The sequence below is a fragment of the Nocardia sp. NPDC050697 genome, from assembly GCF_040654395.1.
Lineage (GTDB): Bacteria > Actinomycetota > Actinomycetes > Mycobacteriales > Mycobacteriaceae > Nocardia.
Genome location: NZ_JBFAHY010000005.1, coordinates 276,284 through 300,094 on the forward strand (window position 1 = coordinate 276,284; position 23,811 = coordinate 300,094).

20 protein-coding genes are annotated in these 23,811 nt (G+C 73.3%); 11 read left to right on the plus strand and 9 right to left on the minus strand.

From position 1 onward, the window contains the following. Positions 1–9: 9 nt before the first annotated feature. The 3 genes from AB0H71_RS19925 to AB0H71_RS19935 are packed head-to-tail and all read right to left on the minus strand — an operon-like array spanning position 10 to position 3,208. Positions 10–777 (minus strand): enoyl-CoA hydratase-related protein, encoded by a 768-nt coding sequence (locus AB0H71_RS19925; protein ID WP_357022693.1) that lies wholly within the window; start codon positions 775–777, stop codon positions 10–12. Beyond that, complete coding sequence (locus tag AB0H71_RS19930) at positions 777–2,048, minus strand: acetyl-CoA hydrolase/transferase C-terminal domain-containing protein (protein ID WP_357022696.1); 1,272 nt, start codon at positions 2,046–2,048, stop codon at positions 777–779. Before AB0H71_RS19930 ends, AB0H71_RS19925 begins: the two co-directional genes overlap by 1 nt. Next, positions 2,045–3,208 carry a CoA transferase gene (locus AB0H71_RS19935; RefSeq protein WP_357022699.1) on the minus strand — a complete coding sequence of 388 codons (1,164 nt, stop codon included), beginning with the start codon at positions 3,206–3,208 and terminating at the stop codon, positions 2,045–2,047. The genes AB0H71_RS19930 and AB0H71_RS19935 overlap by 4 nt, the downstream gene beginning before the upstream one ends. Before the next feature lie 59 nt (positions 3,209–3,267). Here AB0H71_RS19935 and AB0H71_RS19940 point away from each other — a divergent pair, with 59 nt between their 5' ends. From AB0H71_RS19940 to AB0H71_RS19960, 5 genes are all read left to right on the plus strand, one after another. Next, entirely contained in the window at positions 3,268–4,779 is a 1,512-nt protein-coding gene (locus AB0H71_RS19940; RefSeq protein WP_357022702.1) for a class I adenylate-forming enzyme family protein, read from the plus strand. Beyond that, on the plus strand, positions 4,776–5,546 hold the full coding sequence (locus AB0H71_RS19945; RefSeq protein ID WP_357022705.1) for an SDR family oxidoreductase: 771 nt from the start codon (positions 4,776–4,778) through the stop codon (positions 5,544–5,546). The genes AB0H71_RS19940 and AB0H71_RS19945 overlap by 4 nt, the downstream gene beginning before the upstream one ends. A gap of 123 nt (positions 5,547–5,669) precedes the next feature. Further along, entirely contained in the window at positions 5,670–6,653 is a 984-nt protein-coding gene (locus tag AB0H71_RS19950; protein ID WP_357022708.1) for an MDR family oxidoreductase, read from the plus strand. Between the two features lie 10 nt (positions 6,654–6,663). After that, positions 6,664–7,929 (plus strand): MaoC family dehydratase N-terminal domain-containing protein, encoded by a 1,266-nt coding sequence (locus AB0H71_RS19955; RefSeq protein WP_357022711.1) that lies wholly within the window; start codon positions 6,664–6,666, stop codon positions 7,927–7,929. Positions 7,930–7,943: 14 nt separating this feature from the next. Beyond that, a complete protein-coding gene (locus AB0H71_RS19960; protein ID WP_357022714.1) occupies positions 7,944–9,617 on the plus strand; it encodes a class I adenylate-forming enzyme family protein in 1,674 nt (557 codons plus the stop codon). 191 nt (positions 9,618–9,808) lie between these two features. On the opposite strand, the gene AB0H71_RS19965 is transcribed toward AB0H71_RS19960, so the two are convergent. Continuing rightward, positions 9,809–10,639, minus strand: coding sequence for a TIGR03620 family F420-dependent LLM class oxidoreductase (locus tag AB0H71_RS19965; RefSeq protein ID WP_357022716.1), 831 nt, complete (start codon positions 10,637–10,639; stop codon positions 9,809–9,811). A gap of 70 nt (positions 10,640–10,709) precedes the next feature. Here AB0H71_RS19965 and AB0H71_RS19970 point away from each other — a divergent pair, with 70 nt between their 5' ends. Then, the gene (locus tag AB0H71_RS19970) at positions 10,710–11,600 is read left to right on the plus strand and encodes a LysR family transcriptional regulator (RefSeq protein ID WP_357022719.1); all 891 of its coding nucleotides are present in this window, start codon (positions 10,710–10,712) and stop codon (positions 11,598–11,600) included. On the opposite strand, the gene AB0H71_RS19975 is transcribed toward AB0H71_RS19970, so the two are convergent. The 5 genes from AB0H71_RS19975 to AB0H71_RS19995 form a co-directional block, all read right to left on the minus strand. After that, the gene (locus AB0H71_RS19975; protein ID WP_357022722.1) at positions 11,588–12,670 is read right to left on the minus strand and encodes an acyl-CoA dehydrogenase family protein; all 1,083 of its coding nucleotides are present in this window, start codon (positions 12,668–12,670) and stop codon (positions 11,588–11,590) included. The genes AB0H71_RS19970 and AB0H71_RS19975 overlap by 13 nt on opposite strands. Beyond that, complete coding sequence (locus AB0H71_RS19980; RefSeq protein WP_357022725.1) at positions 12,667–13,851, minus strand: acyl-CoA dehydrogenase family protein; 1,185 nt, start codon at positions 13,849–13,851, stop codon at positions 12,667–12,669. Before AB0H71_RS19980 ends, AB0H71_RS19975 begins: the two co-directional genes overlap by 4 nt. Further along, complete coding sequence (locus AB0H71_RS19985) at positions 13,848–14,615, minus strand: enoyl-CoA hydratase/isomerase family protein (protein WP_357022727.1); 768 nt, start codon at positions 14,613–14,615, stop codon at positions 13,848–13,850. Before AB0H71_RS19985 ends, AB0H71_RS19980 begins: the two co-directional genes overlap by 4 nt. A gap of 1 nt (position 14,616) precedes the next feature. After that, entirely contained in the window at positions 14,617–15,555 is a 939-nt protein-coding gene (locus tag AB0H71_RS19990; RefSeq protein WP_357023289.1) for an acyl-CoA dehydrogenase family protein, read from the minus strand. Between the two features lie 206 nt (positions 15,556–15,761). Beyond that, positions 15,762–16,931: an acyl-CoA dehydrogenase family protein gene (locus tag AB0H71_RS19995; protein WP_357022730.1), complete on the minus strand. Its 1,170-nt coding sequence runs from the start codon at positions 16,929–16,931 to the stop codon at positions 15,762–15,764. 122 nt (positions 16,932–17,053) lie between these two features. Here AB0H71_RS19995 and AB0H71_RS20000 point away from each other — a divergent pair, with 122 nt between their 5' ends. The 5 genes from AB0H71_RS20000 (at position 17,054) to AB0H71_RS20020 (ending at position 23,796) form a co-directional block, all read left to right on the plus strand. Further along, the gene (locus AB0H71_RS20000) at positions 17,054–17,860 is read left to right on the plus strand and encodes a GntR family transcriptional regulator (protein WP_357022733.1); all 807 of its coding nucleotides are present in this window, start codon (positions 17,054–17,056) and stop codon (positions 17,858–17,860) included. A 244-nt stretch (positions 17,861–18,104) separates the two neighbouring features. Next, entirely contained in the window at positions 18,105–19,700 is a 1,596-nt protein-coding gene (locus AB0H71_RS20005) for an SMP-30/gluconolactonase/LRE family protein (RefSeq protein WP_357022736.1), read from the plus strand. 40 nt (positions 19,701–19,740) lie between these two features. Then, positions 19,741–20,586, plus strand: coding sequence for an SDR family oxidoreductase (locus AB0H71_RS20010; RefSeq protein ID WP_357022739.1), 846 nt, complete (start codon positions 19,741–19,743; stop codon positions 20,584–20,586). Positions 20,587–20,606: 20 nt separating this feature from the next. Beyond that, complete coding sequence (locus AB0H71_RS20015; protein WP_357022742.1) at positions 20,607–21,959, plus strand: aromatic ring-hydroxylating dioxygenase subunit alpha; 1,353 nt, start codon at positions 20,607–20,609, stop codon at positions 21,957–21,959. A 13-nt stretch (positions 21,960–21,972) separates the two neighbouring features. Beyond that, a complete protein-coding gene (locus AB0H71_RS20020) occupies positions 21,973–23,796 on the plus strand; it encodes an NAD(P)/FAD-dependent oxidoreductase (RefSeq protein WP_357022745.1) in 1,824 nt (607 codons plus the stop codon). Positions 23,797–23,811: the final 15 nt, after the last annotated feature.

Sequence of the window (23,811 nt, forward strand, 5' to 3'; positions counted from 1 at the left end):
CCCTGGCAGTCAGCGCCCGGTCCACTCCGGCCTGCGCTTCTCGGCGAAGGCGCGCGGGCCCTCCTGGGCGTCGGCGCTCTCGTAGCAGTGGGTGGAGGCGTGCCTGGCGGCCTGCAGCGCGGCCGAGCGGCCCATCTCGGTGGCGAGCATGACCGTCTCCCTGGCGGCGCGCACCGAGAGCGGTGCGCCCGCGAGGATGTCGCGGGCCAGGTCGAGCGCGGTGTCCAGCAGGTGCTCCGGTTCGGCGATCCGGTTGACCAGCCCGATCTCGTAGGCGCGGCGGGCGTCGATGGGCTTCCCGGTGAGCAGGATCTCCATCATGACGCGCTGCGGGATCATGTGGATGAGCGGCGACGCCCACGGCGAGCTGCGGCCCACCTTCACCTCGGTGACGGCGAAGGTGGCGGTGCTCGCGGCGACGCAGAGGTCGCAGGCCTGCGCGATCATCCAGCCACCGGCGAAGGCCGGGCCGTTCACGGCGGCGATGGTGGGCTTGCTCAGCTCGATGGTGTCGTACGGGACGGGGAACATGTCGCGCGGCGGCACGCCCATGCCGGTCGCCACCATCTCCTTGAGATCGCCGCCCGCGCAGAAGGTCCGGCCCGCGCCGGTGAGGATCGCGACCCGGAGCGCGGGGTCGCGCTCGAAGCGCTCCCAGGCGGTGAAGAGGCCGTCGCGGACATCCTTTGCGAGGCAGTTGCGGGTGCCGGGGCGGTTCAGGGTGAGGACGGCGATGCCGTCCGGGCGGGTGTCGAACAGGACGGCGTCGTCGCTCATCAGAAACCTCTCCGCTGGATCTCGCGGGCGGCGCGATCCAGCTCCTCGTGAAAGTCGGGGTGCGCGATGGCGATGAGCCGCCGGGCGCGCTCGGCCAGGGTGCGGCCGGCCAGCTCGGCGGCGCCGAACTCGGTGACGATCACGTCCACATCGCTGCGCGCGGTGGTGACCGGGCCGGAGAGCGCGGCGGTGATCCGGCTGACGGTGCCGCCCTTGGCGGTGGCGGGCAGCGCGATCACCGCGTGGCCGCCGGGCGAGCGGGCGCCTGCCCGCACGAAGTCGACCTGGCCGCCGGTGCCGCCCAGGTACGCGGTACCGCTCTGCTCGGCATTGACCTGGCCGGTCAGGTCGACCTCGACCGCGGAGTTGATGGTGACCAGGCGGTCCAGCCGGGCCAGGACCGCCGGGTCGTGGGTGTAGGCGGTGTCGCACAGGCGGATTCGGTCGTTGCGGTCGGCGAAGCGGTAGAGGCGGTCGGTGCCGATCAGGGCGCCGGTGATCGAGACGCCGGTGTCGATCCGCTTGCGCGCGTTGGTGATCACGCCATTTTCGACCAGGTCGACCAGGCCGTCGCCGAGCATGCCGGAGTGCACGCCGAGGTCGCGGCGGTCGCCGAGGAGGCGGAGTACGGCGTCGGGAACGGCGCCGACGCCGACCTGCAGGACCGAGCCGTCGCCGATGAACCCGGCGACATGTGCCGCGATGGACTGGTCCAGCTCGGTGATGGCGGCCGGTGGCACCTGCACCGGGTCCCGGGAGACCGGGATCGCGTAATCGATCTCGGTGCTCGCGATGCGCTCGCCCACAGTGCGCGGGACGCGGTCGTTGACCTCGGCCACCACGGTTCGCGCCGCGCGGACGGCGGCGCGGACGTGGTCGCTGATCAGCCCGAGGCTGTGGGTGCCGTCGGGGTCGGCGGGGGCCACCTGGATGAAGGCGACGTCGCAGGGGATGGCGCCCGCTTCGATCATCGGGCCGACGCGGCTGACGTGGCAGGGGATCACGTCCAGGACGTTGGCCTTCGCGAGGGCGCGCAGGGCGCCGATGGCGCCCATGCTCGCCGGCCGGAACGCCTTGGCGGCGGCCGGGGTGAGGAGGCCGGAGAAGCTGGTGGCGATGAAGAGGGAGAGGTCGGGGATCTGCGGGCCCTGCTCGATCAGGGTTTCGATCAGGGAGGTGGGTTCGCCACAGGCTTGACCGGCGACTATGTGATCGCCGGGGCGGAGGATGCTGCGCAGATCCAGGTCCGCGAGCGCCACGGTCGCGGTCACCGGGCCGCCCGGCCGTTCTGCGCAGCGCCGAGGTCGGCGAGGACCGCCTCGGTGTCGGCGCCGAGCCGGGGGGCGGGGCCCGCGATGCGGCCGGGGGTGCGGGAGAACCAGGCGGGCGGGCCGGGGAAGCGGAGCGGTCCGTGCGGCGAGTCGACCGTCTGGAAGAAGCCGGCGGCGTTCAGGTGCTCGTTGTCGAAGAGGTCGTCCAGCGAGTTGACTGCGGCGGCCGGGATCTGGAGTTCGCGCAGCAGCTCCAGCCACGCCGCGGTGGTTCGCTCGGCGAAGGTCGCGCTGAGCAGCCCGTACACCTCGTCGATGCGCGCCGCGCGCTGGGAGAGCGTGGCGAACTCCGGTCCGGCCCAGGCCGGGCGGACCGCGCCGACGAACGCGGCCCAGTGTTTGTCGTTGTAGACCAGCGCCGCCAGGTACCCGTCGGCCGTGCGGTACGGGCGGCGGTTCGGCGTCACCGCCCGCGGATACCCGGCCGCGCCGAGCGGCGGGTCGAAGAGGCGCCCATTGGCATGCTCGACCAGCATGAACGCCGCCATGGTCTCGAACATGGCGATCTCCACCTCCTGCCCCTCCCCGGTGCGCTCGCGGTGGAACAGCGCCATGGTGGTGGCGTAGACCGCGGTCAGCCCGGCGACCTTGTCCGCGACGATGCTGCCCATGTACCCCGGTGTGCCGGTGAGCATCTCCTGCACCGCGGGGATGCCGCACTCGGCCTGCACGGTGTCGTCGTAGGCGGGGCGATCGGCGTCCGGGCCGCCGCGGCCGTAGCCGTAGCAGTTGGTGTAGACGATGCCCGGCTTCAGCGCCGCCACGTCGGCGTAGCCGAAGCCGAGCCGCTCGATGGCGGCGGCCCGCATGGAGTGCACGAAGACGTCGGCCCCGGCCACCAGCTCGCGCAGCACGGCGGCGTCCGCCTCGGTGCGCAGGTCGAGCACCACGCTCCGTTTACCCCGGTTGACGTTGACGAAGACCCCGCCCATGCCGGGCTCCGGCCCGGCCGAGATGTAGCGGGTGTCGTCGCCGCGCGGCGGCTCGACCTTGATCACGTCGGCGCCCATGTCGGCCATGATCTGGGTGCAGTAGGGGCCCATCACCATCGCCGTGAGATCGATGACCCGCACCCCGGAGAGCGGACCTGTGTGCTCCATCGCGTCCTCTTCCGCCGCTATCTGATGAATCCTTGCAAGGATAGTGGTATCAAAGAGCGGTGGACAGTTTCTCCGCCGAACTCCGCACCCCCGGCCCGATCGCCGCGGTGCTCGACGCCGCGCTCGCCGCCCGCCCGGCGGCCCCCGCCGTCATCGGCGCCGCCGGGACCTGGAGCTATGCCGAGCTGGACGAGCGCGCGGCGCGGGCGGCGGGCGCGCTCTGGGCGCTCGGGGTCCGGCCGGGCGACCGGGTCGCCGCCTGCCTGCCCAATGATCTGGAGATCGTCGCGGCCTTCCACGGCGCGCAGCGGATCGGCGCGATCTGGGCCGGGATCGGCGAGGCGCTGGCCCCGGCCGAGCAGCAGTACCTGAACGACCTGCTGGAGCCGAGCGCGGTGCTGGCCGGGCCGCAGTGGTCCGGAGAATCGCGTGCCGCCGTCGATCCGGAGCGGTGGGCGGAGCTCGTGGCCGCGGCCGGACCGGCGCCGGAGGTGGCGCAGGACGTCGACGCACCGGCCGGGATCGGCTTCACCAGCGGCACCTCCGGCCGCCCGAAGGCCGTGGTGCACAGCCAGCGCAACCTGCTGCTGCCCGGCGCGGTCACCGTCGCCACCCGCGGCTGGGGGCCGGAGCTGCGCCGCGGCGACAGCTTCCCGCTCACCATCCTGAACATGCTGGTGCTCTCCACCCTGACCACCGCGCAGGCGCAGGGCTGCGCGGTGATCATGGACCGCCGCGACGTCGCCGGGGTGGCGGAGTGGATCGAGCGGCACGCGGTGACGGTGTGGAACGGCGCCCCGGCCCAGCTGCACGACCTGGCCCGGCGCCCGGCGGCGGGGCTCGGCTCGCTGCGCGAGGTCTGGAGCGGCGGCAGCGACACCCCCGACACCCTGCGCGAAGCCTTCGCCGCGGCGCACGGCATCGTCCCGCGCGCCACCTACGGCCTCAGCGAGGCGCCCACCGTGGTCGCCATCGACCCGCCCGGTGCCGCCTGGACCCCGGGCGGCAGCGGCATCGTGACCCCGCAGCTCGACGTCGCCGCCTACGACGACGCAGGCACCCGGCTCCCGCCCGGCGCGCTCGGCGAACTCCGGCTCGCCGCCGCGAGCGCCGGGCCGTGGGCCGGGCTCTGGCGGCCTACGCTGGGGTACTGGGCGGACGGCGCGGTCCGGCCGCCGGAGCCGGGGCCCTTCGCCACCGGCGATATCGGCACCGTCGACGCCGCGGGCAATCTCGCGGTGCTCGACCGCAAGAAGATGGTCATCATCCGCGGCGGGGCGAATATCTACCCGCTGGAGGTGGAGCGGGTACTCGCCACCCACCCCGATGTCGGCAAGGTGGCGGTCTGCCCGGTGCCGGACGAGCGGCTCGGCCAGAAGGTCGCCGCCGTGGTCGAGGGCACCGCCGACTTCGCCGAGCTGGCGGCGCACTGCCGCCGCGAGCTGGCCGGGTACAAGGTGCCGGAGATCTGGGCGCGGGTGCCCGCGCTGCCGGTGAACGCCATGGGCAAGGTGGAGCGCACCGGGCTCACCGCGCTGGTCACCGCGGCGGACGCGGAGCCGGCCCGATGAGCGCGGGGCCGGTGTTGCGGCTGTTCGGGCTGCGGGGGCGGGTGGCGATCGTGACCGGCGCCTCGTCGGGGCTCGGTGCCGCGGTGGCGGAGACGCTGGCCGAGCTGGGCGCCCGGGTGGCGGTGGTGGCGCGGCGCGCGGATCGGCTGGACGAGCTCGCCGGGCGGACCGGGGGGCTGCCGATCGCGCGCGACCTCGGCGATCCCGCCCAGGTCGCCCAGATCGTGCCCACCGTCGTCGAGCACCTCGGCCCGCCGACGATCCTGGTGAACGCCGCGGGCAACCGCTTCACCACCGCGCGGGCCGAGGACGAGCCGCTCGACGCCGTGCACGACACCATCGGGCTCAACCTGGTGGCGCCGTTCCTGCTGGCACAGGCCGTCTTCCCGCACATGCGCGACGCGGGCGGCGGCGCCATCGTGAACGTCTCCTCGATCAGCGGCCGGGTGGGAGTGCCCGGGATTCCGCAGGCCTCCTACGCGGCGAGCAAGGCGGGGCTCTCCGGGCTCACCGCCGAGCTGGCGGTGCAGTGGGCGAAGCACTCGATCCGGGTGAACACGGTGGCGCCCGGCTTCTTCCGCTCCGAGATCACCGACAGCCTCTACGACGACGAGCGCGGCGCCGCCTACCTGCGCCGCAATACCCCGCTGCCCACCGAGGGCACCGCCGCGGACCTGGTCGGCGCCATCACCTGGCTCGCGGGCGACGCCGCGCGCTACGTCACCGGGCAGACCGTCGTCGTGGACGGCGGCTGGACCGCCCGCTGAACTTCCGGCGCGAGCCGGTTGACACCCGATCACCTGGATGAAAGCATAATTTTACCCATAGGAGAATCCGATTCTCATCACTGATGCGAATCGGCTCCGACCGGAGGAAGGACACTCTCGGCGATGTCTTCGGCACTACTCATTGAGAAGGGCGACGCGGGTACCACCACGGCGCTGACCAGCGTGGACGACTCGGCGCTGCCGGAGGGGGACGTGACGGTCGACGTCGCCTACTCCACCCTGAACTACAAGGACGCGCTCGCCATCACCGGCTCCTCGCCGGTGGTGCGGAAATTCCCCATGGTCCCCGGCATCGACTTCGCCGGGGTGGTCGCGGAGAGTTCGCACCCGGAGTGGTCGGCGGGCGACGCCGTGGTCCTGAACGGCTGGGGTGTCGGCGAGACGCACTGGGGCGGGCTGGCGCAGCGGGCCCGGGTCAAGGGCGACTGGCTGATCCCGCTGCCGTCGGCCTTCGACGCGCGGCAGGCGATGGCGATCGGTACCGCCGGGTACACCGCGAGCCTGTGCGTGGAGGCGCTGGTGCGCTTCGGGGTGCGGCCGGAGGACGGCGAGATCCTGGTGACCGGGGCGACCGGCGGGGTCGGCAGCGTGGCCATCGCGCTGCTCACCGCGGCCGGGTTCACCGTGGCGGCGGCGACCGGCAAGGCGGACGAGGCCGGGTACCTGAAGGGGCTCGGCGCGAGCACCGTGCTCGATCGGGCCGAGTTCGGCGAGCGCGGGAAGCCGCTGCAGAAGGAGCGGTGGGCGGGGGTGGTCGAGACCGCGGGGAGTCACACGCTGGTGAACGCCGCCGCGCAGACGAAGTACGGGGGCGCGGTCGCGGCCTGCGGGCTGGCACAGGGGATGGAGCTGCCCGGCACCGTCGCGCCGTTCATCCTGCGCGGGGTGACGCTGCTCGGCATCGACAGCGTGCAGGCGCCGCGGGCGCGGCGGCTGGAGGCGTGGGCGCGGCTGGCCCGCGACCTGGACCCGGGCGCGCTGGATGCCATCGCCACCGAGATTCCGCTGGGCGAGGCCATTGCCGCCGCGGGCCGTTTCATCGACGGGACCGTGCGCGGTCGCATCGTCGTCGACGTGAATCGCTGAGGAGTAAGTCGTGAGCACAGGAAGTTCCGCAGCGCCGCGGAAGACCGCGGCCAAGGCGGCACCCGCGCGGAAGGCGGGTGCGCGCAAGGCGGCGGCTACGCCGCCGGGCGTCGAGCTCGACCTCTCCGATGTCGACCACCGGGTGGGCAAACCCGTCGGCGGCGGCCAGCTGTGGGATCCCTGCAGCACCTCGGACATCCGCCGCTGGGTGATGGCCATGGACTACCCGAACCCCCTGCACTGGGACCACGAGTTCGCCAGGGAATCGCGCTACGGCGGGCTCGTCGCCCCGCAGTCCATCGCGGTGGCACTGGATTACGGCCACGGCGCGCAACCCGCCTGCGTCGGCCACATCCCGGGCTCGCACCTGATCTTCGGCGGCGAGGAGTGGTGGTTCTACGGCGCCCCGGTGCGCCCCGGCGACACCCTGTTCCAGGACCGCCGCTTCCACGACTACAAGGTGGCCGAGACCAAGTTCGCCGGGCCGACCATGTTCTCCCGCGGCGACACCACGCACCGCAACCAGCACGGCGTGCTGGTCGCCCGCGAACGCTCCACCGCCATCCGCTACCTCGCCGAGGAGGCGACGAAGCGCGGCATGTACGAGAACCAGCTGGGTGCGGTGAAGCGCTGGACCGCCGCCGAGCTCACCGAGGTGGAGCAGCTGCGGCACGAGTGGATCCTCTCCAACCGGCTCGGCGTCTCGCCGCACTTCGACGAGGTGAAGGTCGGCGACAAGCTGCCGCGCCGGGTGATCGGCCCGCACAGCATCGCCACCTTCACCACCGAGTACCGCGCCTTCCTCTTCAATATCTGGGGCACCTTCGGCTGGGTCGCACCGCCGGGGATCCAGGATCCGTGGATCAACCAGGACCCGGGCTGGACCGAGGGGTTCGAGTTCGACGAGGAGGGCGCCAAGATCGACCCGCGCAAGCGCGACGGCCTCTACGTCGGCCCCTCGCGCGGGCACATCGACGGCGACAAGGCGGGCGAGGTCGGCATGGCGCGGGCCTACGGCTACGGCGCCACCATGGGCGCCTGGTGCACCGACTACCTCGCGTACTGGGCGGGCAACGACGGCCTGGTGCGGCACACCAAGGCCGACTTCCGGCTGCCCGCCTTCGAGGGCGACGTCACCTACTTCGACGCCGAGATCGTGGACAAGATCACCGATTCGGCGTGGGGCGTGCCGCTGGTGCAGGTGAAGCTGAAGCTCACCGACCAGAACTTCGGCACCCTGGTCAGCTGCCTCGCCGAGATCGAACTCCCGCACTGAGGGGCGCCGGAACCATGACCACCGTCTCCCCCGCCATCGCCGCGGGGCCGCCGCTCGCCGACGAACCGGGCCTCGGCCCGCTCACCCTGCCCGGTTTCCTGCGCGAGGTCACCGCGCGCTACGGGGAGCGCGAGGCGCTGCGCGTCCCCGGCGGTGTCAGCTGGACCTACCGGGACCTGCACGCGCACGCCGTCGAGGTCGCGCAGGCGCTGCGCGCCGCGGGGGTCGGCAAGGACTCGCGCGTCGGCGTGCTCATGACCAATCGGCCGGAGTGGCTGGCCGCCGTCTTCGGCACCGCGCTGGCCGGCGGTGTCGCGGTGGCGCTGAGCACCTTCTCCACCCCGGCCGAGCTGGACCACCTGCTCCGCGTCTCCGGGGTCTCGGTGCTGCTCTTCGAGCGGCACGTGGCGCGCGCCGACTTCGCGGCGGTGCTCGCCGAGCTCGAACCGGCGCTCGCCGAGACCGCACCGGGCGAGCTGCGCTCGGCCGCGTACCCGTTCCTGCGGCACCTGGCCGTGGTCGGCGAGGTGCCCGGTGGCGCCGTCGAGGGGTGGGAGACCTTCCTCGCGCGCGGGGCGGGCGAACCGGTCGAGCTGGTGCAGGCCGCGTCGGATTCGGTGCAGCCCGGTGACACCGCCGTGCTCTTCTTCTCCTCGGGAACCACCAGCAAGCCCAAGGGGATTCGCAGCGCGCACCGCGGGGTGGCGGTGCAGATGTGGCGCTTCGCGCGGATGTTCGGCTTCGGGCCGGAGGACACCGTGCGCTGCTGGACCGCGAACGGGTTCTTCTGGTCGGGCAACTTCGGCCAGGCGCTCGGCGCCACCCTCGCCGCGGGCGGGACGCTGGTGCTGCAGCGGCTCTTCGACGCGGCCGAGGCGGTGGCGCTCATCGAGTCCGAGCGGGTCACCTTCCCGGTGGCGTGGCCGCACCAGTGGGCCCAGCTGGCCGGGGCGCCGAACTGGGCGGACGCCGACCTGAGCAGCCTGACCTTCGTGGACAAGCACACCCCGGCCGCCGCGCACCCCACGGTGACCACGGACTGGACCGAGTGCGGGCACGCCTACGGCAATACCGAGACCTTCACCATCACCACCTGCTACCCGGCGTGCACCCCCGACGAGGTGCACGCGGGCAGCAGCGGCCTGCCGCTGCCCGGGGTGACGGTGAAGATCGCCGATCCGCTCACCGGGGCGGTGCTCGGGCGCGGGGAGAGCGGGGAGATCTGCGTGAAGGGGCCGACGCTCATGCTCGGCTACCTCGGGATCCCGCTGGACGAGACGCTCGACGCCGACGGGTACTTCCACACCGGCGACGGCGGGTACCTGGACGACATCGACCGGCTGTACTGGGAGGGGCGGCTCACCGACATCATCAAGACCGGCGGGGCCAATGTCTCGCCGCTCGAGGTGGACGAGGAGCTGGCCCGGTTCCCCGGGGTGAAGGTGGGGCGGACCGTCGGGGTGCCGCACGACACGCTCGGCGAGGTGGTCGTGGCCTGCGTGGTTCCGCAGCCGGGGGCCGGGGTCGACGGCGAGGCGCTGCGCGGGTTCCTGCGCGAGCGGCTGGCGAGCTACAAGGTGCCGCGGCACGTGCTGCTCTTCGCGGAGGAGGAGTTCACGCTCACCGGGAGCGCGAAGATCAAGTCGTCCGAGCTGCGGGAGCTGGCCGCGAAGCGGTTGGGCGGCTGAGGTTCCGGCGCCACAACGGTGTGGTGCCGGGGCTGCGCGCGAGGGGTTCCGGGTGCTGACAACGGAGTCGGTCCCGGAGCCCCTCGCTCTCGTTCGCGCGGAGCAGCGACGGGGTTCGGCAGGGCCGCGCACGCGGTGCGGTGGCGTTGGCTGTGCCGGTCACGGGAGGCGAGTGCTGAGGCGCTGCGACGTCAGCGAGTGCGAGCCGCGGCGGCGAGGGTGCAGAGGGTCGTGACGGGGTCGTCGCCGAGGGGGTAGATGCCGACGTGGTCGGCGCCCGAGGCGAGGTGGGCGGTGAGGGCGGTGACGACGTCGGTAGCGGTGCCGTGCGCGGTCAGGGCGTCGATCAACCGGTCGCTGCCGGTGCCGGCGAGGTCGGCGTCGGTGAAGCCGAGGCGGCGGAGGTTGGCGGCGTAGTTGGTGACGGCGAGGGCGGTGCCGGGCGGGCCGGAGCGGGCGCGCGTGCGGGCGGCGGCGGGGTCGGGCTCGACGAGGGCGAAGTGGCCGGGGAGCAGCAGGCGGTCGGGGCCGAGGATCGCCCGGGCGCGGCGGGTGTGCTCGGGGGTGACCAGGCACGGCAGGGTGCCGCCCGCGCGCTCGCGGGCCAGGTGCAGCATGCGCGGGCCGAGCGCGGCGAGGACGATACGCTCCTGCGGCACTTCGGCTTCGAGCAGCGTGTCCAGGTAGGCGGCCAGCGTGTCGTACGGCGAGGCGTAGGCGGTGTCGACCTCCCGGTGCCCGATGCCGATCCCGAGCAGGAACCGGTCCGGGTACCGCCCGGCGATCCGGTGGTACGACGCCGCCACCGTCGCCGCCGCCGCCGACCACACGTTCACCACGCTGGTGCCGACGACGAGCCGGGCGGTGGCCGCGAGCAGCCGCTCGGCGTACGCCAGGTCGGCCGGGGGCGAGGCGTCCAGCCACAGCGTGCCGAACCCGGCCTCCTCCAGCCGCGCGGCCCCGGCCGCATCCACCTCGTGCTCGCGCAGATGCGCGCCGAGCGACCCCAATTCGATACCCATGCAATGACTTCAGCAGCCGCGCGGGCGGGGAGCCAGACCGGAACCGCACGCGCAGCGATAAGCTCCGCTTATGGAACTGCGGGCGCTCCGATACTTCGTGACGGTCGCCGAGGAGCTGCACTTCGGCCGGGCCGCCGAGCGGCTGCACATCGCGCAGCCCGCGGTGAGCCAGCAGATCGCCCGGCTGGAGCGGGAACTCGGGGTGCGGCTGCTCGACCGGTCGCCGCGCCGGGTCCGGCTCACCACCGCCGGGCAGCGGGTGCTCGCGGCGGCGCGGACCGCGCTGACCGCCGCCGACGAGGTCAGGGCGGCGGCGGGCGCGCCGGCGGCCACCCTGCGGATCGGGATCGCGCCCGGGCTCGGCGCCCGGCTGGAGCGCGGGATCGACGCGCTGCGCGAGGCGGGTGAGCCCTTCGACGTGGTGCTCGTCGACCTGCCGCTCACCGCCCGGCTGCGGGCGCTCAAGCGCGGGGAGCTCGATCTGGTGCTGGCGCGCGGCGCGGTCGCGGCGCCCGGCTTCACCGTGCTCCCCACCTGGACCGAACCGCTGCTCGCGGTCGTCTCCAGCAGGCACGCCGCGGCTGGGCTCCCCGCGGTCTCGTTCGCCGATCTGGCGGGCGGGGTGCTGCGCATGCCGGCCCGCGAGCACGACCGGCAGCTGCACGACGCGGTGGCGACGGCGGTGCGCGAGTCCGGGGTGCGGCCGCGGCTCGGGCGGCCGGCCGGGGCGGCACGGGACGCCGTCATCGAGATCGGGGCCGATCCGGAGAGCTGGACCGTGCTCCCCGCCGACCAGGTCGCCGAGCTGGGGTCCGGGCGGATCGCGGCCATTCCGCTGACGCCGGCGGTGACGATCAGCGGGAGCGTCGTCGTGCCCGCCGCCGGGCCCGGCCACGCCGCGCTCTGCGCCGCGCCCGCTTTCGCCGGTGCGCTGGCGACGCCGCCGCCTCAGCTGCGGTAGCGGGCGGCGAGGGTGCGGCGGTGGGCGGCGGGGGTGCCGTAGAGGGCGCGGTCGAGGGTGGCCCGCTTGAGGTGGGTGTGGATGCCGCTCTCCCAGGTGTAGCCGTAGCCGCCGTGCAGCTGCATGGCCGAGCCTGCGACCGCGACCGCCGCCTCGGTGGCGTAGGACTTGGCCATGCTGCAGGCGATCTCCGCACCGGGTGCGGAGATCTCCAGAACACGGACCGCCTCGGCGACCAGGTGCCCGGCGACGGTCACCCGCACCAGCATGTCGGCGCAGGCGTGCTTGACCGCCTGGAACGAGCCGACCGGGCGGCCGAACTGCTCCCGCACCTTGACGTAGGCGACGGTCGCGTCGAGCATCGCCTCCGCGATCCCGAGCGCATCGCAGGCCGTCGCCAGCGCCGCCCGCGCGCCGAGCGCGACCGGCCGCTCGACGCGCCACACCCCGCGCGGCCGCACCCCGTCGGCGGTGACCGAGCCGGCCGAGCGGGTCGCGTCCACCAGCGGCACCGGGGTGCGGGTCACCGCACCGGGCTCGACGGCGGCGAGCACGCTTTCGCCCGCGGCGTCCAGGGCCGGGATCAGCAGCAACTCCGCCACCGGGGCGTCGAGCACGAACTGCGCGGAGCCGGAGAGGCGACCGTCCGCCAGCCGGAATGCCACGTCGGCACCCACGAGCCCAGCGCCATCGCGCCGGAGACCGGAAGCTCCGGGTGGCACCGGAGCCGCGTCGCCCGGCAGCACCACGATGGGCACGCTCCGCCCCGCCACCACCTCGCGCAGCAGCCCGTCGCGGACCGGATCGGCGCCGACGGCGAGCAGGGCGGGCACGGCGAGCGCGAGCACCGAGGGCAGCGCGGTCCGCGCGGCGGCCCGCCCGGCCTCGGTCAGCAGCAGCGCGACCTCGGCGACCCCGGCACCGGCGCCGTCGAACTCCTCCGGCACCGCCAGCCCGGCCCACCCGGCCCCGGCGACGTCGGCCCACGGCACCGGCCCCTCCCCGGCCTTGCCGAGCAGGTCCCGTGCGACGGAGCGCAACTCGTCGTGGAACTCGGCGAACGCGTTCACGGCAGCACCGGTTCCCGCGGCAACCCGAGCCCGCGCTCCCCGATGATGCTGCGCTGGATCTCGCTGGTCCCGCCGGGAATGGTCCACTCCCACGACCCCACGAAGTCCAGCACCCAGGCCCCGGATTCCCACCCGCCGGACATGGGTTTGCGCAGCACCGCGTGTGCCCCGACCCCGCCGAGCTCGGCCCCGAAATCGGTCATCCGCTGCAACAGCTCGCTGTAGACGAGCTTGACCACCGAGGCGTCGGCGGGCCCGGCCGTCCCGGCCGCGTGCCGCTCCACCAGATCCCGGCACAGCGCCCGCAACCCGGTGAGCTCGATCTCCAGCGCGGCCAGCCGATCCAGCACCACCGGATCATCGTGCTCCCGCGCCGCCGACACCAGCCATCGAAATCCCGCGTGGCCCAGCCGCTCCGCGAGCTCCAGCATGGTCAGCCCGCGCTCGGCGCCGAGCGTCTGCTGCGCCACCTGCCAGCCCCGGTTCTCCGCGCCGATCAGGTTCCCGGCCGGGATCCGCACCTCGTCCAGGAAGATCTCGCAGAAGTGCGCGTCGCCCGTGGCCTGCCGGATCGGCCGCACCTCGATCCCGGGGCTGCGCATATCGAGCAGGAAGTACGAGATCCCGCGCCGCTTGGGCGCTTCGGGGTCGGTGCGGGCCAGCAGCAGGCACCAGTCGGCGTACTGCGCGCCGCTGGCCCACACCTTCTGCCCGGTCACCACGTAGTGCTCGCCGTCCCGGCGGGCGGCGGTGCGCAGCGCGGCCAGGTCCGACCCGGCGCCCGGCTCGGAGAAGCCCTGGGCCCAGATCTCGCCGTCCAGAATGGCGGGCAGGTGCCTGCGCCGCTGCTCGGGGGTTCCCGCCCCGAGCAGCGTGGCGGCGGCGTGGTGCACCGAGACGAAGGCGAGCACAAGCCGCGGCGCGTCGTGCGCGGCCAGCTCCCGGTAGAGCACGATCTGGTGCGCGACCGGCATGCCGCCGCCGTACTCCGCGGGCCAGTGCGGGACCGCGAACCCGGCCCGGCGCAGCCGCTGGAACCAGTCCTGCTGGAACGCGACGAACTCCGCACCGGTCACCCCGGTCTGCGCCTGCCGCCACCCCGCGGGTATCTCGCTCCGGCACCACTCCCCGACCCGCTCCCGGAACACGTCGAGATCGTCGGGCCATGGCGTCGCGCTCATCGCGCCCGGTCCCGGAGTGCCCGCAGCCGATCCCGGTGCTCCGCGCTCTGCATGGACACCACCTCCGCCGCGAACCCCGCCTGCATCGGCCCGCCCAGCGCCTGCGACAGGTACATGTTCACCACCCGCTTGGTGCCGCGCAGCGCCTCGACCGGCTGCGCCGCCAGCCGGTGCGCCAGCGCGAGCGCCTCGTCGAGCAGCGCCTCCGGCGCGACCACCCGGCTCGCCAGCCCCACCTGCACGGCGGTGGCGGCATCGATCCGATCCCCGGTGTACAGGAACTCCCTGGTCCGCAGGATCGGCGTGAGCAGCGGCCAGAAGGCGGCGCCGCCGTCCCCCGCGACCAGCCCCACCGCCACATGCGGATCCGCGAGGTAGGCCCGCTCCGACATGAGCACCACGTCGCAGAGCACCGCGATGCTCGCGCCGAGCCCCATGGCGGCGCCGTTCACCGCGGCGATCACCGGCAGCGGGAAGCGCAGCAGCTCCTCGATGATCTGCGCGCCCTCCCGGATGCTCTCGTCCCTGGCGACCGGGTCGTCCAGGAACGAGGTGATCCAGTTCAGGTCGCCGCCGGCGCTGAAGGCGCGGCCCGCGCCGGTCAGCACCACCGCGCGCGCCGCGGTGTCGGCGGCCAGCTGCCGCCAGACCTCGGCGAGCGCGCGGTGCAGCTCCGCGTTCACCGCGTTGAGTTCGTCCGGGCGGTCGATGAGCACGATGCGCACCGGCCCGTCGGCGGTGATGGTGAGTCCGGGGGGCAGCACCTCACACCCCCCTCGGGTCGGAGAAGAGCCCGGCCAGCCCGGCGGTGCCGATCCGGCCGGCCAGCGCCTCCTCGGTACCGGTGATGCCGAGCGGGAGGCGGCGCAGCGGCAGGCTGTGCCTGGAGAGCCAGGAGAGCGTCGCCTCGTCGCAGAAGCCGAGCGCGCCGTGCAGCTGGTGCGCCACCCGGAACACGGTCTCCGCCGCCTCCAGCGCGGCCAGCCGCAGCGCCAGCGCGTCGGTGACGGCCTCCGGGCGCCCGGCCTGAATGCTCCAGAGCGCGTACCGGGCGAGCATCTCCACGCCGCGGCGCTCCACCTCGGCATCGGTGAGCTGGAACTGCACCGACTGGAACTCGGCCAGCGGCCGGCCGAACTGCTCGCGCACCAGCACGTGCTCGCGGGCCAGTTCGACGGCGCGATCGAGCATGCCGAGCAGCGTCCAGCCGGGCAGGGTCAGCGCGAGCGCCGGGTCGCCGGCGGTATCGATCGGCTCGACCTCGATCGGCACCACGAAGGCGGTCTCCCGCGCGGTCCCGCTGCCGGGCAGCGCCCGCACCGAACCGCGCGCACCGCTCAGCCCGACCGTCGCCACCCGCAGCTCGAGCCCGGCGAGCGCGGCGGCCGATTCCGGCCCCGCCACCACGACCAGGGCCTCCACCTCGAGATCGTCGGGGCGTGCGAGCCGCTCCGCCACCGGGTACGGCGTCGCCCAGTACCCCGCGCTGCGGCACAGCGCCGCCGCGGCCTCCAGCTCCACCGGATCCCGGGACGGCGCCAGCTCCCAGGCGCCGAGCCGCTCCAGCACCGGCGCGATCAGCCCGTGCCGAGCCCCCGGCTCCGCCTCCGCCCGCTGCACCAGCTCGTCCCCGCCCGCGGCGCGCAGCGCCCGCAGCGCCTGCGCTCCGAATTCCGCTGCCTCGTCGCACAATTCGATGCGCATCGCACCCCCGTCCACCGGACTCGCCTCCGGCGCCGCCCGCCCCGCGGCCGCGCCGGGGACCCCCGGCCGCTCGCCGTCTCGACCCGGACGACGCACCCCGTCGGCCGGGAACCCGGTGGCGGCGCCGTCGTGCCGCCCCGGCGCACCGTCCGCCCGGCCCACCCCGGCCGCCGATACCACCCCGTCGGGCGGAACGGCCGCGGCACTCATGCCGCCTCCCCGTTCCGCCGGCCCCCGCCGAGCAGGGCCCGCGCCAGCAGGATCTGCTGCATCTCGATACTCCCCGAGGCCACGGTGGCGGCATTCGCGTACCGCCAGTGGTCGTCCACCGCCCGGCGGAACAACCGCCGCTCCCCCGCCTCGTCCGGCACGTGCGCCGCGAGTTCGGTGAGCAGCGCGGCGCTCTCCTGGTCGAGCCGGGTGACCGCGATCCGGTAGGCGGCGGTGTCGGCGGGATCCACCTTCCCGGTGCTCTGCGTGGCGAGCACCTGGTACGCCAGCAGCCGCGCCCGCCGCGCCCTGGTGAGCATGCGCGCCCAGCGACCGCGCAGCGCGGCGGGCAGGGTCTCCCAGCGCTCCCCGAGCACCTCCGGCGCGGTAAGCAGCAACCGCTCGCAGCGGGCGTAGCGCGCGATCCCGACCCGTTCGAAGGCGAGCACCTCCCGCACCACGGACCACCCGGCGCCGACCTGCCCGAGCACATCGGCCTCGGTCGCCCGCACCCCGTCGAAGAACACCTCGTTCAGGTGATGCGGCCCGAGCATGGACCGGATCGGCCGCACCAGGATCCCCGGCGCCGACATGGGCAGCAGGAAGACGGTGAGCCCCTGCTGTTTCCGCTCCCCGGTGCCGGTGCGGGCGAGCAGGAAGCACCACTGCGCCATGGTCGCGTACGAGGTCCAGATCTTCTGCCCGGAGATCACCCAGCCGTCCCCGTCCCGGCGCGCGGCGGTGCGCAGCGAGGCCAGGTCGGAGCCGGCGTCCGGCTCGCTGAACCCCTGGCACCAGATCACCTCGCCGCGCGCGATCGGCGGCAGGTGCTCGCGCTGCTGCCGCTCGGTGCCGTGCCGCATGATCGTCGGCCCGACCCAGTTCACGCCCATGTACTGGGCGCCGCGCGGCTCGTGCTCGGCCCACATCTCCTCGCGCACCACGGTCTGCTCCCACACCGAGGCGCCGCGCCCGCCGAACCGCTCCGGCCAGGCGGCGCAGAGCAGCCCGCGCTCGGCGAGCACGCCGCAGAACCGCTGCGCCACCGCGAGATCCGCGGGGTCGTCGGTGAAGGCGCCGAGGAAGTCGTCCGGGACCTCCGCGGCGATCAGCCGCCGGAGTTCACCCCGCAGCCTCGCGGCGGCCTCGCCCATGGTGAAGTCCATGCGTCGCACCGTACTTCAATCCTCATAAGGATAGCAATATTTGTATGGTCATCCACGGCTGACTACACTGCCGCCATGACGGTGAGAGCGACCCGCGGGCGGACCGGCGACGGGCAGCCGCAGTGACCAGCGCCCGCCGCGGCCGGGTGCCGCAGCGCCGGATCGCCGAGACCGTCGCCGCCGAGCTGCGCACCCGCATCCTGGCCGGGGACGAGAACTACCGGCTCCCCACCCAGGACCAGCTGGTCCAGGACTTCGGGGTCAGCTACCCCTCGATCCGGGAGGCGCTGCGCATCCTGGAGACCGAGGGGCTGGTCACCGTGCGGCGCGGCAATGTCGGCGGCGCCGAGGTGCACCGGCCGGACGAGACCTCGGCCGCCTACCACCTCGGCCTCGCCCTGCAGGGCGCCCGGGTGACGCTCGGCGACCTGGCCGCGGGGCTGCGCATGCTGGAGCCGATGTGCGCCGCCGAGTGCGCGGGCAGGCCGGACCGCGCCGAGACCGTCGTCCCCGCGCTCACCGCGAACGTGGCGAAGTCCGCGGAGCTGCTGGACAACGGCGTCGCCTTCACCCACACCGCGCGCGAGTTCCACGACCTGATCGTCGCGCACACACCGAATCTCACCGTCCGCTACGTGGTGAGCACGCTGGTCACGCTGTGGTCGGCGCAGGAGGAGGCCTGGGCGGAGGCGATCACCAGGCAGGGCGAATATCCGTCCAACGAGGAGGCGAACGCCGTGGTGCGCACGCACCGCCGGATCGCCAAGGAGATCGAGGCCGGGCGCGCCGCCGAGGCGGAGCGGCTCTACCGGACCCACCTCGCCGCCAGCCAGGCCGTGGTGCTGGAGAAGTTCGACGGCGGCGTGGTGAACGCCTCCTCCGCGGGGGCCAGGCTCGCCACGCAGACGGTGTCGCGCACCCGGCTGTAACCCGGCTTCGGCCATACCGGCCCTTCCCGCGTGCCCGTTGGGTAATCTCATTCTCACAATTGCTCATATCATATTCCGGCAGCGGAGCGCGGACCGCCCCGACGCCGGACGATCCCGCGCGCCCACCCGACGACCCCTGCCCGCCTTCGGTTTTCCCGACTCCAGGCAAGTATTGCAATCCTTGTGAGGATTGACGTAGCGTGGCCCGCGACACACTCCTCCGATCCGGATGGGAGGCCCCGCCTTGACTCGAGGGGCGCGCTACAGCACCACCACCCCGTTCACCCTGGCCGATGGGGTCGGCGTCGAGCGGCTCACGCCGCCGAGCCGGCTGTTCGGCGCCAACGGTCTGCGCACCGGCCCGGACAACCGCATCTACATCGCCCAGGTGGCGGGCAGTCAGATCAGCGCGCTCGATGTCCGGACCGGCGAGCTGGAGACGATCAGCGCCAAGGGCGGCGATATCGTCGCCCCCGACGACATCGCCTTCGACCCGGCGGGCAACCTCATCGCCACCGAGTACATGGACGCCAGGGTCAGCGTGCGCGGCACCGACGGCAGCAGCCGGGTGCTCCGCGACGACCTGCCCGGCGCCAACGGCATCACCGTGCACAACGGCAGGCTCTTCGTGAACGAGTGCCGGATCGGCGGGCGGCTCATGGAGCTGCCGCTGGACGGCGGCGCGCCGGTGGTGCTGCAGGACAACCTGCCCATGCCGAACGCCATGGAGGTCGGCCCGGACGGGCTCCTCTACTACCCGGTCATGGGCACCAACGACATCTGGCGCATCGACCCGGACGGCGGCACCCCGGAGCGGGTCGTCGGCGACCTGGCCGGGCCGGACTCGGTGAAGTTCGACGCCGCCGGGTTCATCGTCTCCACCCAGGCCGGCTCCGGTCAGGTGCTGCGCGTCGACCCGCGCACCGGCAGCCGCGAGGTGCTGGCCCAGCTCGCCCCCGGGCTGGACAACTGCACCTTCGTGGACGGCCGGCTCTTCGTCTCCAGCTTCGACGGCGCCATCACCGAGGTGCTCGGCGGCGGCGACAGCAAGTCGGTGCTCCCCGGTGGCCTGCTCTGGCCGCTCGACCTCACCGTCGGCCCGGACGGCACGCTCTACGTCGCCGACGGCACCTTCCTCTACGAGTACCGCGGCGGCGGGCTGCAGGTGGTCGCCTCGCTGTTCAGCCTCAACAGCCCCGGTTACGTGCGCGGCGTGACCGCGACCGGGGTCGGTGAGTTCATCGGGTCGACCTCGACCGGGCAGATCGTGAGCTACAAACACGGCCCGGAGCCGGAGACCGCGCTCATCGCGGACGGTTTCGACCAGCTGTATGGCGTCGCGGTGGCGGCCGACGGCACCATCGTCACCGCCGACGCCGGCACCGGCAAGGTGGCCTCGATCCGCGGTGGGCAGACCGAGGTGCTCGCCGCCGGGCTGCAGCGCCCGATCGGCGTCGCCATCGGCCCGGACGACGCGGTGCTGATCTCCGAGTCCGGCGCCGGGCGCGTCGTCGCGGTGGGCGCGGGCGGGGTCGACACCGTGGTGGACGGCCTGGAGACGCCGCACGGCATCCTGGTGCGCGGCAACCAGCTGCTCATCGTGGATGTCGGGCTCAAGGCGCTGATCGCGGTCGACCTGGTCACCAAGGCCAGGCAGACGCTCGCCTCCGAGCTCCCGCTCGGCGTGCCGGAGGGTGTCACCGCGAAGCCGCTCAAGGGCACGCCGCCGTTCTCCGGGCCCATGGGCCCGTTCGCCGGTATCGCCGCGGGCCCCGACGGCACCGTCTACGTCTCCGCCGACGCCGAGGGCAGCGTCCTCGCCGTCCGCATCGAGGGGTGAGCGCGATGCGCGAACCCACGCTCCGCCGGGAGCACACGGCATGAGCGACATCGACCTCGGGCTGGCCGGGCGGGTGGTGATCGTCGCCGGCGCGGGCGGCGGCGGCATCGGCACCGCCGTCACCGAGCTCATCGCCAGGGCAGGCGCCACCGTGATCGCGGTGAGCCGGGGCAAGGAGAACCTCGCCACACACGTCGAACCCCTTGCCGCCGCTGGACTCCCGGTCATCCCCTTCGCCGCCGACGCGAGCACCGACGAGGGCGTCGAGAGCATCCTGGAGCGCGCCCGCACCGCCGACGGCGACCTGCACGGCCTGGTCAATATCGCGGGCGGCGCGGCCCCGGACACTTGGATGCCCGCCACCCGCGTCACCCGCGCGGACTGGCGCGCGCTCTTCGCGCAGAACCTGGAGACCATGTTCTTCCTCAGCCAGGCGGTCGCCGCCGAGCTGACGGAGCACGGCCGCCCCGGCTCGATCGTCTCGCTCTCCTCGATCAGCGGCATGAACACGGCGCCGTTCCACATCGCCTACGGCACCGCGAAGGCCGCGCTGGTCGCCGCCACCCGCACGCTCGCGGTGGAGCTGGCGCAGACCGGGATCCGGGTGAACGCGGTCGCCCCCGGCGTCACCGCCACCCCCGCCTCCACCGCCTACGTCGGCGACGACCCGGAGCGCGACCGCACCGCCATCGCCATGGGCCGCCGCGGCACCCCGGCGGAGCAGGCCGGGCCGATCCTGTTCCTGCTCTCCGACCTGTCGAGCTACATCACCGGCCAGACGCTGCTGGTCGACGGCGGGCTGAACCTCAAGTGGAGCCACCTCGGCGCCGACCACACCTCGCTCTTCCTGGAGAACGAGGACTTCAGGGCCGCGATCACCCGCTGACCTTCGAACGGGAGGATGTCATGACCGACAACGCAACCGAACCACTCTCGACCCCGGTGGAGATCGGCGTCGACGCCTACATCTCGCCGGAGTACGCCCGCGCCGAGGGCGAGAAGCTGTGGGCGAAGGTCTGGCAGCAGGTCGGCCGGGTGGAGGAGATCCCGCGGGTCGGCAACTACCTGACCTACGACATCATGAACGACTCCATCCTGGTGGTGCGCACCGCGGAGAACGCCTTCCGCGCCTACCACAATGTCTGCGCGCACCGCGGCCGCAGGCTGGTCGACACCCCGCCCGGCGCGCACGACGCCCGCGGCAGCGCCAAGCAGTTCGTCTGCGGCTTCCACGGCTGGCGCTACGACCTGGAGGGCCGCAATACCTTCGTGCCCGAGCGCGAGGACTGGAGCTGCGCGCTCACCGAGCGCAACGACGGGCTGAACCAGGTGCGGGTCGACACCTGGGGCGGCTGGCTCTGGATCACCATGGACCCCGAGGCCGAGCCGCTGCGCGACTACCTGAACCCGGCCGCCGCGCTGCTCGAGCACTTCGAGCTGGAGAAGATGCGGTACCGCTGGCGCCGCTGGGTGGAGTTCGACTGCAACTGGAAGGTCGCCTTCGAGGCCTTCATGGAGACCTACCACGTGCCCTACACGCACCCGGAGTTCGCCAACTTCGGCAGCTTCCTCGGCTGGGCCCGGGCGCAGGGCAAGCACTCCAACATCGGCTACGACGCGCCGAAGGGCATGGAGGAGAACCAGGCCAAGCTGCGGGTCGGCGGCGGCGCCGACGCCAGGGTCTCCACCGCCACGCTGCAGAACTTCACCTGGGAGAACGCCAACACCAACACCACCCGCACCCTGGTGGATGTCGCCAACCGGCTGGTGGACGAGCTGCCCGAGGGCACCCCGAGCGACCAGGTGCTGCGCTACTGGCTGGACACCGCCCGCGCCGAGGACCAGGCGCGCGGCGTCGACTGGCCCAAGGTCGACCCGTCGGTGGTGGCGCAGGCGGGCACCGCGTGGCAGATCTTCCCGAACTTCCAGATCGGGCACGCGGTGAACAACATGCTGTGCTACCGCTTCCGGCCCTCCGGCACCGATCCGGACAAGTGCCTCTTCGAGGCCGCCGTCTTCGAGCTCTTCCCCGAGGGGCAGGAGCCGGAGACGCAGTGGGAGTACACCCCGGTCGGCGACCCCGGCTGGCGCACCGTGCTGCCGCAGGACTTCGACAATATGGCCGCCGTGCAGCAGGGCATGAAGTCCCGCGGCTTCTCCGGCCCCAAGCCGAACCCGTACCGCGAGCGCAGCGTCGTGAACCTGCACCACAACCTCGCCAGGTACATGGGCACCGGCGAACCCACCGAGCTGAGCTGAAGGAACCACCCCCATGACCGACTGTGCACCCACGCAGACCCCCGAGGTCGACCTGCCCGCGCTGCGCGAGATCTACCTCGCCGAGCGGGACAAGCGGCTGCGGACCGAGGGGCAGGGCCAGTACCTCGTCACCGAGGACGGCTTCGACGAGTTCTACGCGGGCGACCCGTACACCGCGGTGGAGCCGCGCGAGCCGATCACCGACGAGATCGGGGTCGCCATCCTCGGCGGCGGCTGGGCCGGGCTGATCGCGGCCGCGCGGCTGCAGGAGGCCGGCGTCACCGACTTCCGGATCATCGAGCTGGGCGGCGATTTCGGCGGCGCCTGGTACTGGAACCGCTACCCCGGCATCCAGTGCGACACCGACAGCTACGCCTACCTGCCGCTGCTCGAGGAAACCGGCTATATGCCGACCGAGAAGTACGCCCGCGGCGACGAGTGCTTCGAGCACGCGCAGCGCATCGGCAAGCACTACAACCTCTACGAGCGCGCGATCTTCAGCACGCTGGTCGAGTCGCTGGAGTGGGACGAGTCGAGCGAGCGCTGGCGCATCGGCACCAACCGCGGCGACGCCATCCGGGCGCGCTGGGTGATCATGGCGCAGGGCCCCTTCAACAAGCCGAAACTGCCAGGCGTCCCCGGCATCTCGGAGTTCGAGGGGCACACCTTCCACAGCGCCCGCTGGGACTACGCCTACACCGGCGGCAGCATGCAGGGCGGGCTGGACGGGCTCGCGGGCAAGAAGGTCGCGGTCATCGGCACCGGCGCCAGCGGGATCCAGGTGATCCCGCACCTCGCCAAGTCCGCCGAGCACCTGTACGTCTTCCAGCGCACCCCCTCCTACGTCTACGAGCGCGGCGACGTGCCGACCGACCCGGAGTGGGCCGCCACCCTGAAGCCGGGCTGGACCAGGGAGCGCAAGCGCAACTTCCACACCGCCGCCTTCGAGGCGTTCGCGCCGGGCCAGCCGGACCTCATCTGCGACGGCTGGACCGAGGTGAGCCGCAATGTGGAGGCGGAGATCACCGCCACCGGGGGCTGGGCCACGCTCACCCCGGAGAAGTTCATGGAGCTGCGCGAGCTCGCGGACTACCGGGCCATGGAGCGGGTGCGGCAGCGGGTGGACGCCCTGGTCCACGACCCGGCGACGGCGGCGGCGCTCAAGCCGTACTACCGGTTCCTGTGCAAGCGGCCGTGCTTCAACGACGAGTACCTGCCGACCTTCAACCGGGACAATGTGACGCTGGTCGACGTCTCGAAGACCAAGGGCGTGGAGCGCATCACCGCGAAGGGCATCGTCGCCGACGGGGTCGAGCACGAGGTGGACTGCATCATCTTCGCCAGCGGCTTCGAGATCACCACCGACCTGGACCGGCGGCTCGGCATCGCGCCGTTCACCGGCCGCGACGGGCTCTCGCTCTACGAGCACTGGGGCGACGGGTACAAGACGCTGCACGGGCTGACCACCCGCGGCTTCCCGAACATCTTCTTCACCGGGTTCATCCAGGGCGGCGTCACCGCGAGCACCACCGACATGTTCGACCAGCAGGCCGGGCACATCGCCTACATCCTGGCGCACGCCGAGGGGGCCGGGGTCACCTCCATCGAGCCGACGCCGGAGGCGGTCCAGGAGTGGTGCACCACAGTCCGGGAGACCGCGGTGGACAACACCAGCTTCCAGCGCGAATGCACGCCCGGCTACTACAACAACGAGGGCGAGCGGCAGATCCGCTCGCACCTCGGCGAGCCGTACTGGCCCGGGTTCTACGCCTTCGAGGACGTGCTGCAGGCGTGGCGCGACACCGGCGAGCTGCCCGGGCTGGAGCTCGGCAAGTGAGCCCCGGGCTCGAGA

Excerpts from the sequence above, each read along its gene's own strand:
- AB0H71_RS19925 (WP_357022693.1), bottom strand. The coding sequence starts at position 777 with ATGAGCGACGACGCCGTCCTGTTCGACACCCGCCCGGACGGCATCGCC.
- AB0H71_RS19935 (WP_357022699.1), bottom strand. The coding sequence starts at position 3,208 with ATGGAGCACACAGGTCCGCTCTCCGGGGTGCGGGTCATCGATCTCACG.
- AB0H71_RS19945 (WP_357022705.1), top strand. The coding sequence starts at position 4,776 with ATGAGCGCGGGGCCGGTGTTGCGGCTGTTCGGGCTGCGGGGGCGGGTG.
- AB0H71_RS19950 (WP_357022708.1), top strand. The coding sequence starts at position 5,670 with ATGTCTTCGGCACTACTCATTGAGAAGGGCGACGCGGGTACCACCACG.
- AB0H71_RS19960 (WP_357022714.1), top strand. The coding sequence starts at position 7,944 with ATGACCACCGTCTCCCCCGCCATCGCCGCGGGGCCGCCGCTCGCCGAC.
- AB0H71_RS19965 (WP_357022716.1), bottom strand. The coding sequence starts at position 10,639 with ATGGGTATCGAATTGGGGTCGCTCGGCGCGCATCTGCGCGAGCACGAG.
- AB0H71_RS19970 (WP_357022719.1), top strand. The coding sequence starts at position 10,710 with ATGGAACTGCGGGCGCTCCGATACTTCGTGACGGTCGCCGAGGAGCTG.
- AB0H71_RS19980 (WP_357022725.1), bottom strand. The coding sequence starts at position 13,851 with ATGAGCGCGACGCCATGGCCCGACGATCTCGACGTGTTCCGGGAGCGG.
- AB0H71_RS19990 (WP_357023289.1), bottom strand. The coding sequence starts at position 15,555 with ATGCGCATCGAATTGTGCGACGAGGCAGCGGAATTCGGAGCGCAGGCG.
- AB0H71_RS19995 (WP_357022730.1), bottom strand. The coding sequence starts at position 16,931 with ATGGACTTCACCATGGGCGAGGCCGCCGCGAGGCTGCGGGGTGAACTC.
- AB0H71_RS20010 (WP_357022739.1), top strand. The coding sequence starts at position 19,741 with ATGAGCGACATCGACCTCGGGCTGGCCGGGCGGGTGGTGATCGTCGCC.
- AB0H71_RS20015 (WP_357022742.1), top strand. The coding sequence starts at position 20,607 with ATGACCGACAACGCAACCGAACCACTCTCGACCCCGGTGGAGATCGGC.
- AB0H71_RS20020 (WP_357022745.1), top strand. The coding sequence starts at position 21,973 with ATGACCGACTGTGCACCCACGCAGACCCCCGAGGTCGACCTGCCCGCG.